11 protein-coding genes are annotated in these 12612 nt (G+C 36.3%); 1 reads left to right on the top strand and 10 read right to left on the bottom strand.

Annotation, left to right across the window (positions count from 1 at the left end; all coding sequences use genetic code 11):
* Positions 1–253 precede the first annotated feature (253 nt).
* The 8 genes from ACR2MV_RS13220 to gshB form a co-directional block, all read right to left on the bottom strand.
* Complete coding sequence (locus ACR2MV_RS13220) at positions 254–1093, bottom strand: helix-turn-helix domain-containing protein (protein WP_434022405.1); 840 nt, start codon at positions 1091–1093, stop codon at positions 254–256.
* Positions 1094–1148: 55 nt separating this feature from the next.
* Entirely contained in the window at positions 1149–2252 is a 1104-nt protein-coding gene (locus ACR2MV_RS13215) for an MBL fold metallo-hydrolase (RefSeq protein WP_434022404.1), read from the bottom strand.
* 99 nt (positions 2253–2351) lie between these two features.
* Positions 2352–3815, bottom strand: a complete 1464-nt coding sequence (locus ACR2MV_RS13210; protein ID WP_434022408.1) for an AAA family ATPase — start codon at positions 3813–3815, stop codon at positions 2352–2354.
* A complete protein-coding gene (locus ACR2MV_RS13205; protein WP_434022402.1) occupies positions 3812–4933 on the bottom strand; it encodes a vWA domain-containing protein in 1122 nt (373 codons plus the stop codon). The genes ACR2MV_RS13210 and ACR2MV_RS13205 overlap by 4 nt, the downstream gene beginning before the upstream one ends.
* A 180-nt stretch (positions 4934–5113) precedes the next feature.
* Positions 5114–6613, bottom strand: coding sequence for a carboxypeptidase-like regulatory domain-containing protein (locus ACR2MV_RS13200; protein WP_434022401.1), 1500 nt, complete (start codon positions 6611–6613; stop codon positions 5114–5116).
* Between the two features lie 147 nt (positions 6614–6760).
* On the bottom strand, positions 6761–7921 hold the full coding sequence (locus tag ACR2MV_RS13195; RefSeq protein WP_434022399.1) for a flavohemoglobin expression-modulating QEGLA motif protein: 1161 nt from the start codon (positions 7919–7921) through the stop codon (positions 6761–6763).
* 12 nt (positions 7922–7933) lie between these two features.
* Positions 7934–8758 (bottom strand): N-formylglutamate amidohydrolase, encoded by an 825-nt coding sequence (locus ACR2MV_RS13190; RefSeq protein ID WP_434022407.1) that lies wholly within the window; start codon positions 8756–8758, stop codon positions 7934–7936.
* 13 nt (positions 8759–8771) lie between these two features.
* Positions 8772–9806 carry a glutathione synthase gene (gene gshB / locus ACR2MV_RS13185; protein WP_434022397.1) on the bottom strand — a complete coding sequence of 345 codons (1035 nt, stop codon included), beginning with the start codon at positions 9804–9806 and terminating at the stop codon, positions 8772–8774.
* 161 nt (positions 9807–9967) lie between these two features.
* Between gshB and ACR2MV_RS13180 the strand changes: the two genes are divergently transcribed.
* Positions 9968–10894, top strand: a complete 927-nt coding sequence (locus ACR2MV_RS13180) for a DUF1295 domain-containing protein (RefSeq protein ID WP_434022396.1) — start codon at positions 9968–9970, stop codon at positions 10892–10894.
* 109 nt (positions 10895–11003) lie between these two features.
* Here ACR2MV_RS13180 and mgrA read toward each other — a convergent pair whose 3' ends face one another.
* Positions 11004–11990 carry an L-glyceraldehyde 3-phosphate reductase gene (mgrA, locus tag ACR2MV_RS13175; RefSeq protein ID WP_434022394.1) on the bottom strand — a complete coding sequence of 329 codons (987 nt, stop codon included), beginning with the start codon at positions 11988–11990 and terminating at the stop codon, positions 11004–11006.
* 170 nt (positions 11991–12160) lie between these two features.
* A partial coding sequence (locus ACR2MV_RS13170) for a DUF7486 family protein (RefSeq protein ID WP_434022393.1) occupies positions 12161–12612 on the bottom strand: 452 nt, incomplete at its 5' end.

The raw sequence follows: 12612 nt of genomic DNA, 5'->3' as shown, positions 1-12612 counted from the left end.
TCTGATAGGTGTATGTTCATAATTTAAATTTTTAGGCTTCAAAAAATAGGAAGCGTTTGTTATACATGATGTTGCTTTTAACAATTACTTGTTTATGACACTACAAAGATGCGACGCAATCAAGCCTATAGAAATGGACAGAAGTTCCTGTTGCTTGGACATGAGAAAATCTCTACTGCTCTTCAAACATTCATTTTATGCATTCAAATGCCGTAAAAGCCTATGAGTGACAATAGAAAAAATATTGGTGTTGTTAAAAACTGGCCTTGTACTTTTTGGGAGATTGACCGGAAGCCTTGGTAAAGAACCTTGTGAAGTAAGCAGGATCATTGAATCCAAGGTCATATGCAATATTCTTAATGGAGCTATCCGCGTATAGCAACTTTCTTTTGGCCTCAAGAATAATTCTGTTCTTAAGATATTCACTGGGTTTAAGCAATCCTACACGCAGAAAGTGCTTGCTTAATGACTTCGGAGAAACCCCCAGCCTGTCTGCATAAAACCCAATTGCATGTTGTTTTTTAAAATGAACATCAACCAGGGTACTAAAATCCTTAAATAATGGTGTGCTTTTTTCAGCCACCACCGGTTTAGTGCCTTTTTTGATGCGCACTGATAAAACGATAAATTGTTTTAAATAGGATTGCAGCATATCATATTGAGCGGTTTCACCTAATTTAAACTCCTCGCTTAATTCAGTAATAATATGGTCTAGTTTGGATAGTTCACTGAGGTTCGGATGTACAAATGGAGTTTCATAAACATTGTTGAACAATACCCCATTGCAAGACACTTCCTTGTCATGAGTTTGTATGCAATAAAAATCTCTTACAAAACGAATTCTATATGCCTTTTTAATTTTTTCGGTATCTACTGAAAATACCTGACCAGGAGACAGGAAAAACAAAACATTGCCATCAAATGAGTAACTTTTGAAATCAATTTGATAGCTTCCCTTCCCTTCCTTGATATAAAAAATAGAATAGTCTTCAATTTGCTCTGATTCATGTACAACACAAGCTTTATCAAAAACTACTTCCTGTAAAGAAAATATACCTTTAAATTCATGTGTATGTATATCTTGAATTGCCATTTAGCCGGAAGATTTGAACTTTAGTACGATAAAAACACAAATCATAACAAAAGAATCACATATATTTCTTCCACCATTCGCTTGATTTTTCTTCGCCTAAAGAAACCATTTCTCCGGGCTCAGGGCTCATAAATTTCTGGCCCCGTTTATTTGCCTCTGCAGCAAATCTTTCAATAGGATCCGTCCAGGAATGAAGGGCGAGACTAAAAGCTCCCCAGTGAACCGGAATTGCCTGTTGCACACCGGCATCCAAGGCAGCTTTGACCGCCTCTTCAGGATACATATGTATTTGATGCCATCGTTGATTATATTGACCACATTCTATGAATCCCCAATCAAAGGGACCGAGCTTCGCTCCTATTTCCTTGAAATGGGTATCATAACCGCTATCACCACTCCAATACATCGTGTGATTTTCTGATCTCAGTACATATCCACCCCACAGCGATTTTGCCCGATCAGCAACTCCTCTTCCAGAAAAATGTCTCGAAGGTGTAAAAATAAAATCAATATTAAAATAGCGAACTTCCTGCCACCAGTCTAATTCCACAATCATGCTTTTCTCAACACCCCATCGTATCAAATGCCTGGCGACTCCTAATGGAACTAAAAATAAATCCACCTTTGATTTTAAAAGCCGAATACTTTTAAAATCAAGGTGGTCATAATGGTCATGAGTGAGTAAAACAATATCCAGTTGCGGCAAATCTTCTATTAATTGAAGACTATTTTCAGAAAAGCGCTTTGTTCTCCATGGCCCAATTGGAGACGCATCTTCACCGAACATTGGGTCGATGAGCATAGTTACCCCTTCCATTTGCATTAATAACACCGAATGACCAAACCAAATAAAACTTGGTTTCTCACCTTTTACAGCTGCTTTGAGCTGACTTCTCTTTATTTCTATGGGATTTTTAGGCTCACGTGTATCCTTTCCTTTGGCCCTTTCGGAAATGAATCCTGGCAGACTCAATAGATTCATCTCCATGATCGTTTTCGATGCATTTATAAACTTCCCATTTTTCCATTGAGGAGATTTTGATAATTCCTTCTTCTCCTTTTTTTCAAGTTTACCTCCAAACTGAGGGTTTTTACTGAGGTAGAAGTACCCAAAAGGAATTCCAAATCCCACGACTAAAAGAATAACTGATGTTATCATACAGAATACGTCGGTTTTTTAAGTTGATGTATATTACAAAAATATTGAAAATGGACTGAAAAAAGAAAAGTGCCCGAGGACACTTTTCAATTTACAGTTTTACAAGTTTGAAAGATAAGCACCATAAGAATCCTTGAATTCAAACCCTTTGACGATTCTTTTTTTGTTTAATTTATTGTATTCTGCTAAAGCCCAAAGAATAAACTCCTTGGCAAACAGTTTGTCTTCTTGAAGTATAGAAGGCATATACTTGTCCAGTAATGAATTTAAAGCCTCTATAGCGTTGAGAGATGATGCATATTCATCCTCAGTGCTATCATCGTACAACTCAAATGAGCTCTGTTCGAAAAACCATTGCAATACAGGATCATAAGGATCCGTATCATTTTCATGCTTTAATTTTTTAATTTTCGGGAAATACGTATCAAACAGCGCCTTTGAAGCAGAGCCTATCAATTTCTCAGCCACAAAATTTGCCCCTTCCTGTTCTCCTTCATATACGAGCTCGACCTTTCCAATAATGGAAGGAATCATGCCAATAATATCTGAATAACGGATGTTCGTTTGCTTTGAGCCTGAAGACAAACATCTGTATTCAGCTGTACTCAATAGGTTTTCATAAGCCGTAATACTCATTCTTGCACTAATCCCACTTTTACTGTCCACATACTCACTGTTTCTGGCTTCAAAACCAATTTGCTCTACTAGATCTCTCGCCAATTCAGGAACATGAATGTCACAGGTTCTGTTCTTTTGAAGTTTCGCTTCTTGCGCCGTAATTGTTTTTGCAACCTCAATACTATGAGGATAATGTGTCAGAATCTGAGAACCTATCCTATCCTTTAAAGGTGTTACAATACTCCCTCTATTGGTGTAGTCTTCTGGGTTTGCTGTAAAAACAAATTGTAGGTCCAATGGCATTCTAACTTGAAAGCCCCTAATCTGAATATCACCTTCTTCCAATATGTTAAACAAGGCAACTTGAATTCTTGACTGTAGATCCGGAAGTTCATTAATTACAAAAATACTTCGGTTAGCCCGGGGAATCATTCCAAAATGAATCACTCTTTCATCCGCATAACTAAGTTTTAAACTAGCCGCTTTAATCGGGTCAATATCTCCAATAAGATCTGAAATAGTAACATCGGGAGTCGCGAGTTTCTCGTAGAATCGTTGCTCTCGATGAATCCAGGTAATGGGTGTTTTATCACCAAGTGAGGCGATTTGTTCCTTTGCAAAATTACTGATGGGTTCTAAAGGATCATCGTTGATCTCCGAACCTTTCACTGCAGGAATATACTCATCAAGTAACTGCACCATTAAACGAGCCAGTCTGGTTTTTGCCTGTCCTCTCAGCCCTAGTAAATTTATGTTATGTTCTGATAAAATGGCTCTCTCTAACTGAGGAATCACGGTGTCATCATATCCATGAATACCGGTAAAAGAACTTTTTCCTTCTTTGATATTCGCTATCAAATTCTCCCTCAATTCTGTTTTAATACTGCGACTTTTATAACCGCTACTTTTTAATTCACCTAAGGTTTTAATACTACTATTCATTATCTAATTCTTTTTTTTCTGTTATTTTCATAATCGTGAAAGATCATTTCTCCCAAACCGTCAAGTCCTGTATAAAAGGCTTTTCCCCTGTTTGACATGGTAAATTCATCTACAAAAGTCTGTAGATAAGGATCTTTGGCAATCATAAAAGTGGTTATAGGTATATGCAATTTTCTCGCCTGAGATGCCATTTGATAGCACTTATCGACAATATATCCATCCAGTCCGTTACTGTTTTTATAATAGGTGCCATCCTGCATTCTCACACAACTAGGCTTTCCATCGGTAATCATAAAAATCTGTTTGTTCGTATTTCGCTTTCTTCTCAATAAATCTAACGCCAACTGTAACCCTGCTACTGTATTGGTATGATAGGGTCCAACTTGTAAATAGGGTAAATCCTTCAATTTAATGGGCCAGGCATCGTTTCCAAAGACAAGAATATCCAAAGTGTCTTTGGCGTACCTTGTTGTGATCAATTCGGCCAGAGCCATGGCTACTTTTTTAGCCGGCGTAATTCTGTCTTCACCATACAAAATCATACTATGACTAATATCAATCATCAGCACAGTACTCATCTGCGCTTTGTGATGTGTATCTTCAACGACAAGGTCATTTTCAGTTAACTCAAAATTGTCAAAGCCATGATTTACCTGGGCGTTCTTCAGGCTTTCTGTGATGTTGATATGTTCTAATGAATCCCCAAATCGAAATTCTCTCAGATCACCAGTATGTTCATCACCCATCCCACTGCTTTTCGTTTTGTGCGTGCCGGCTCCTTTTTTTCTGATTTGTCCAAAAATCTGATTCAAAGCATTTTTTCGGATGGCTCTTTCCGTTTTTGCTGTAATTTTTTTATCATAACTACCGTCCGGTTTTATATCCTCCTTGATATATCCTTTTGCTTTTAAATCTTCCACAAAATCATCCAAGGTATAGTTATCATCTGTCAATTGGTATTCCTGATCCAATTGTTCAAGCCAATCCATGGCTTCATCAAAATCACCTGAAGTATGTGTAATCAATTCCTTAAAAATGTCAAAAAGTTTATCAAATGGACTTTTTGACTCCTCTTTAAACAATTCAAATTGAAAACCAGTGCTGCTTTTATTTCTCTTCATACATTAAATGACTTTCGGCTGTTATGCCCTTATTCAACTTATTCCATTTCAAATAAAACGAAGTCTTTGAATGACATCGTTTAAAAAAATATGATTTAGCTTGGATTGCAGTCTATTCAATATTTAATCCTTAAATATTGAATTTACTCATTTTTGATAGTCTAACAAAGATAAGGATAATTACTTACTTTCTTTTAATGGGCTATTCACCCAATATTTTTGACTCTCTTTGTTCTCGTTCGTCTTTGATGCAGAAAGCACTTTATTCTTATCTATAAAATAAAATGTTGAATCCATTTCTTTTTGCTCAAAAACCTCCTGTACAAATATTTCTCTGAATTGCTTTAAAGTAACTACCGGTCCCTCGTTAATATGAATACCAAATTTATCCCTGACCTCATGAATGGTGTAAGAAATGTCATTTTCTATATCATTTCTCGTTACTTCTTTTTTAAAAGGAAGTAATTTTACACTTAAAGTTTTTGGGTCAATTAAAGACATTTCCTTTATCGACAACTTTTTCTGCCTGTAATAAAAAGCAATGGTATTACCCGAAACATCTATGGATTCTGGATCAATATCATGATTAAAAAAAACATGAAAAGAGCTGGAATCATAGTGATAAAGAATACTTTCTACTTTGAAAACATCACCATATCGAATATTAAAATAATTATTAAACGTAAGGTAATTTAAAAAGTATCTATCCTCATACTTCTTATATTCTACGTTCACTTCATACAAAACAGCATTCTTTTTCACATCCTTATTCGTATAACTTAACTTATGAATTCCAAAATCATTTTTTCCAATATAGATACTGCCGCTTCCTTTATAATATGGATTCATACTCATGATACTCGAAAGGAAATCAATTTTATAAAGTGGTTCTTCATCTAAATAGACAATCTTATCAATCCAGAAAGAATGGTGTTGGACAAAATCCTTGTTCATGACATCTACAAAAGAAAATGAATTATAATTATTATTTCGTATGCAATTTCCAATGTATAACAAGTTTAATTCATTACCTCCTAAAGGCGATACAACGACGCCTTTCAAATATTTAACTTTCACATTGTCATAAGGTACCGCTAACAGACTGTCAATAAGAAAGTCTTTATTTACATCATACTGGATAAGTGCCGCCTGATTTTTTGAATCATAAAATTTATTTGTATCAAAACCAGCATCAAAAATTTTTACAATTCCTTCATTCAGGTTAACATAATCTGCCGTTCTCAAAGAGTGATTCTTTGGCATTTCCCTGGCGTCTACAACCTTTTGATAATCACGGTAATAAGAAATATATGCAAAGGGTTCCAAGGGATAATTGTCTGTGATATTTTTGATAGCAAGTTTTACAAGTTTTCTCGCGCCATATTGTTTCTCCTTTGCTTTTGCCTTCAAAACCACTTCATCCAATGGTTCTGCTTTCTGATTTAATTTCAGGATAAATTGATTCCTTGACAAAATTAAATCTACCTTAAATTCTTCGGTCTGATATCCTATAGAAGAAATTTTTAAAGATTCGTCCTCAGTCAAATATTTTGCCGGAACTCTAAAATTCCCGTTTTCATCAGAAATTACGCCAAGATTCGCATTGCTTAGTATTACTGTTGCAAATACGACAGGGTTCCCATCCTCTGCACCCACAATTTGAAAGATGGTGGTTTTCATTTCCTGCGACAACAGGCTTGTTGACGTAAACAAAAAGGCAAAAAACATGAAACGACACAAATGGCAACCAGGCATATACATCAATTATACACCTAAAAATAACCAAAAAACAGTACCTCCTAAAGAAATACTTCATCTTTTTAAACCTTATTTTAAATTCTCTAAAATAAAGTCAACGGTTTCATTGCTGTTGTCATTTTTAAGATAAGCTCCGGTGTAATGTTTGGAATCCACTGCAAAACCTTTTTGCATCAGCTCCTTGATTTCATCTAAATATTCCAGGGTCACTTTTCCTGACAATAAGGGAGACAGGTCATTTCCTTTGTTATAAAAGTCATAGATCTTTTTTAAACCGGTGAGATACAAATAGTCTTTGGTAAATCCTCCCCCTCTGTGCACTCTCAGGGTAATGTAAAAAGCACTGTCCCTATTCAGATCAAACTGATTGTGAAGCAATCTGAAGGTTTTAGAGAAATTATATCCCTTGGCTAGACTATCAACAGCAATAACCCGATAGGCCAGTTCCTTTAGCCTGGTGACTGTTAAATTATTGCTCATGTACTCAGCAAAAACGGCCAACCCTTCCTGGGTCTCTTCATAGTTTGGGAAACCGTGAGAGAATATCTTCAAGGGATGCAGCAAACCATTCATGGTGGTGACCATATGAACCCCAATTTCATGATTGTTTAAAACGTTTAACTCATGTTGAGAAAACAGATGATTTTCATTCAATACCAGGGTTTGGATATTATTAAGAACCATGGCTGAAGCAGATATCTTTTTTGAATGAATAATATTGTAATTAAAGTCATAATCTTTTGAGAAATCCTTGAAAAAAATTTCAGTTTCTTTGGACGCATACTTAGGAAGAAACCTTTCCTCGTTCACATCCTCATCCTCAAAATGCAAAATGAACTTCGCATTTTCTACATCTTTTTCGGTAGGAGTACCAAAACAATGAAGACAGTTATAATAGAACTTCCTGCCATCTCCAATCGTCTCAATACATTGAATCAAACCTGAATAGGTGTAGATGATATCTTCATAGAGTTTTTTAACATCAGCATCTTCAATTAATTCAATAGGCTGAGCGAAAAGTTCTCTGTGAAGGTCAAAACGATCAAAATTAATTTCAGGATATTGAAACACGGGATCCGTTAAATATTTTGAAGCAAAAAACTTCTTTTTTTCCTCTTCAATATTTGTTGGGTTCACAAAGCTGAGCAATTCAATTTGCTTTACCAGGGCATCAATATTCTTGTCAATATCAATCAGGGCCTGGGTTGCCACATCATTCTGTCTTTTCATTCTCAATTCATTTTAGCTGGCCTTGGAAAAACTACCTGCATGTTTAGGGATTCTGTTCTGCAATTCCTGCTTGATGCAGGCTATCACTTCCGGAAACAAAACCTGTTTATTTTCATCACAATAGACCTTTGCTATTTCAGTTGCCAAAACTAAGGTATTTTCAAAACTTGAACTGATGAATTTTAAAAAATATCCATTGCCATAAAAAGTATCATTAACTGCTGCTGTCGATTTGATCCCATCCGGTAATTTAATTTCAGATAAACTTTGACGCCAGGCCTCTATGTCCTTTTCAAATCTTTTCTGATCAATATTTGTCGTTCCAAGGTTCCAGGTAGGCACCTCTCTCGGCCATCGCTTCCAGTTATAGCTGTGCATATCGTATACAATACATTTTTCATGTATGGATTCCAATTTATGAATAAGTGCAAATACCACCTTGTAAAAAGCGGTATGTTTTGCCAGGCTTTTATTCTTCATTTCATCGGACAAAGGTTTTTTCCATAATTCTTTACCCCAGGCATCTTCGTAAATCGCTAATTCAGGAGCCCTGTTCAAATCATATTCAAACCTGGAATCTATACCAGCAATTACAATGGGCTGATCGGCTACCATTTCCTTGGTTGCGGGATCATCCTCATACCATCTTTCATAGGCCGAATGAAGACAGTTATCCCATAATTCTTGTCTGAATTGGTGACCGTCATGAACCGCTGCACAGACATAATGGGCATACCTGTCAATTTTAAGTGTGAACGAATAATCATCAGCAACCGCGTCAAAGGTGATTCCGGCATTTATATTTTTGATAATTTGTTCAATAGACAATTTCTGCAACATAGACTTAAAATTAGGCGTCCTGCACTGTTTTTCTCAGTCTTGACCTTCTATCAAAAGCTTGCAATTTATCAAGTACTTTACTCTCAAGGAAATCGATTACTTTTTCTTCTACCTTGGTCTTGGCTTTATACACTTTATTGATATAGGTAATTCCTCCCGGAGACATCACATTCACTTCCACAAGTTTACCACCAATCACATCGATACCAACAAAGTAAAGACCATCACTTACTAATTTCGGACCTATTTGTTTGCATAAGGCCTTCTCTATTTTAGACATGCTGTGTTTTTGCACAGATCCTCCTGCAGACACATTTGATCGGTGATCACCCTGACCTGGCACCCGCTTCATAGCGCCAACAGCCACCCCGTTCAACATCAGTATTCGCACATCACCCTGCTCCGCTCCTTCTATATAATCCTGAAGAATCACATAATTAGAGTTTCCTCCGCTGTTGATATAAAAATCCAGCAAAGAGTTGATATTGTTCATAGCCGACTTTTCAATAAGAATAACCCCGGAACCACCAAAACCATTTAAAGGTTTTAAAATCATTTTATCCGATTCAGACTCTTTTATCTGATCAATTAAATATTGTTTGTTTTTTGATACATGTGTATTTGGAATAATGTTGCTATGCGCATCTCCAAAGGCTGCCGTATATAATTTGTTATTGGCTTCACGCATACCTTCCAGAGAATTCATGATAAAAACATCATCTTTCACTGAATCCAAAAAATTAAGCATAATAGGATCCAATGGTGGATTAGCTCTAAAAAAGATTACATCAAAGCCCGCCAGTGGCAACATCTCAACACGAAGATTCGCCTTATTGTAGAAAGACTTGGCACTGCTAGGCACTTTTTCCATGCGACCAATTACGGTGCAAAATGCGTTTGTAACACTGTTTCTAATCGTTAAGTTGGAAGGGCTGCACAAAGCCACACCATGTCCTCGTTTAACACATTCCTTTATCAGTGCAAGGGACGAATCGTGTTCTGGAACGATCTCTTCCCAGGGATACATCAAAAAACAAATATTCATACTATTTTATTTAAGTATTTCTTTCGTTTAAAAATATAAAAAAATAATCAAAACAACTTTCTGTAGTTAAAGCAGTCATCCTTTTGTGATGTTTTCAATAATTCACAGGAATTGAGATAGAAAAAAATTTAAATCTTATATTCGTTTTAAAATTTTTGAATATGAATATCGTAAGAACTGCAATCTTATTAATTATCACCCTGATTATCGTACCCATCTTTTCTTTCTATTTTGGCACTCCACTCAACGAGGTTTCTACCACGGCATTGATCTTGATTTCGAAAATTTGTCTTGGTGCCATTATTTATTGTTTTGTGATAGGTGAATTAACCGGAAACAACAGTCAGGTAGATAAATTATGGAGCCTGCTTCCAATCGTTTATGCATGGGTAGTTGCCTACTTTGGCGATTTTTCTTTACGATTGGTAATAATGGCCATTTTGGTCAGTTTATGGGGGTTGCGTCTTACCTATAACTTTTCACGACACGGGGCATTCACCATTCGTTTTTGGGAGGGAAAAGAAGACTATCGTTGGGCTGTTTTACGCGCTAAACCCGAATTTCAAGGCAAATGGAAATGGACCTTGTTTAATTTGTTTTTTATCTGTGGCTATCAGCAAATATTAATCCTGTTATTTACCTTGCCCATCATTATTGCACTGCAGTTCAATGAAGTTGCTTTTACATACATAGACCTCTTGATCGGGGTTCTCATGCTGTTTTTTATCATTTACGAAACCATAGCAGATAATCAACATTGGAAATTCCAAAGTCTCAAATGGAAAAAAATCAACAACAAAGAAAAACTCGAAGGTGATTTTAAAAAAGGATTTCTGGACAAAGGTCTTTGGGCCTTTTCGAGACATCCTAATTATTTCGCGGAACAAGCGATCTGGATCAGCTTTTATTTATTCAGCATCAGCGCTTCCAACCAATGGTTAAATTGGTCTATAGCCGGTTGTTTACTATTGGTTGTTTTGTTTCAAGGCAGCTCCAATTTTTCGGAGGAAATAAGTGCGGAGAAATACCCTCTCTATTCAGAATACCAGAAAAAAGTTCCGCGCTTTTTAGGGATTCGAAAAAAATAGAATGATCGTTTTTATTTCATCTTGAGATCAAACCTTTTCGTTTGAGGTCCATTTGCTTCTATTTTCAGATGCCTCCTGGCCGAAGTAAAATCTATCGAAATTCTCTTTTTTAACTCTTTAAAATAGTCTCAATTCTTTCTAATTCATTATCTGAAAAATCCAGATTATCAAGTATGCCAACAGCATCCTCTATTTGTGAGACCTTACTTGCACCGATGATGACACTGGTCACCCTGGGATCTCTCAACACCCAGCATAAGGCCAATTGAGCCATTTTTTGCCCTCTCTCTTCGGCAATCTCGTTGAGCGCTTTTACTTTTTGTATTTTTTCATCAGTTATTTGATCACTTTGTAAAAAGCCATGAGATTTAGCCGCTCGAGATCCTTCAGGAATACCCTTTAGGTACTTATCTGTTAATAATCCCTGGAACAGCGGACTAAACACAACCGATCCCACACCATTCGCTTCCAAGACATCCAAGAGACCATCCTCTACCCATCTGTTAAACATACTGTAGGAAGGTTGATGAACCAGACAAGGAGTGCCCAAAGATTTTAATATATCAAATGCCTGTTGGGATTCTTCAGGCCCATAATTAGAAATTCCAACATATAAGGCCTTACCTGATCTGACTAATTGGTCTAATGCCATCATCGTCTCTTCCAAAGGAGTGTCCGGATCTGGTCTATGGCTGTAAAAAATATCTACATATTCCAGCCCCATTCTTTTCAAACTTTGATCACAACTTGAAATAAGGTATTTTCTAGATCCCCATTCGCCATAGGGGCCTGGCCACATGCCGTAACCTGCCTTTGAAGTGATGATCATTTGATCCCGATAAGAAGCTAATTCATCTTTTAAAACCTTTCCGAAAGTTTCTTCGGCAGAACCTGGAGGCGGACCATAGTTATTTGCCAGATCAAAATGTGTAATTCCAAGATCAAAGGCTCTCAAAATCATTTCTTTTGAATTTTCATAAATATCAACTCCTGCAAAATTGTGCCAAAGTCCAAGAGAAATTTTTGGTAACAATAAGCCACTTTTTCCACATCGGCTATATGTCATATTTTCATACCTAAGCTGGTCATTTTCCATAGAGTAAATAATTTAATTTGTTTCTAAATGTTCTTTGATCCCTGGATCACTATTTTTTTGAAGGGTAAAAATAATAATAAATATGCTTCATTCTGTTAAAAAAAAGACAGCCTAAAAAATCAGGACAATTGTCCTGATTTTTTTTGATAACTCCAAAGTTTCAGGCTTCTTTATTGTGGTAAGGCCTTGATATGGGCATAAATCCTGACTCCATTAATTTCCATCTCTAAATCTTCTTCAACCATTTTCACTCCTTTGACCGCATTTAATTCTCCTTCAGGAGAAATCGCTTTTACACCAATCAATGTACCGTCCTTGTCCACTGCTTTGATATGAATAATGTTTCCTGATTTTCCACTACCAACCACATTCAAAAGATCTCCATTCTTTGTTAAGGCCTTCACATCATATAATTTACCATCTTCTCCAATAGCTTTGACCATCGATTTTGAATCATTGGTGAGAATTATCTTAACAGGGAGTTGCAAGGCATCACCGATAAAGGCCTTAATGTCAAGCATACTTCTTTGATTCGAATTTTGAATGGCCTTTACATCAAAAATTTCGCCTTTTTCATCAAGTGCTTTTACATCCATAGTATATCCTTGCGGGTGTATAGCCT

Origin of the sequence: Lutimonas sp. (assembly GCF_051011215.1) — a bacterium.
Classification (GTDB): Bacteria; Bacteroidota; Bacteroidia; order Flavobacteriales; family Flavobacteriaceae; genus Lutimonas.
Note: the sequence above shows the minus strand (reverse complement) of the source record. Positions and strands in the feature narration are given on the sequence as shown.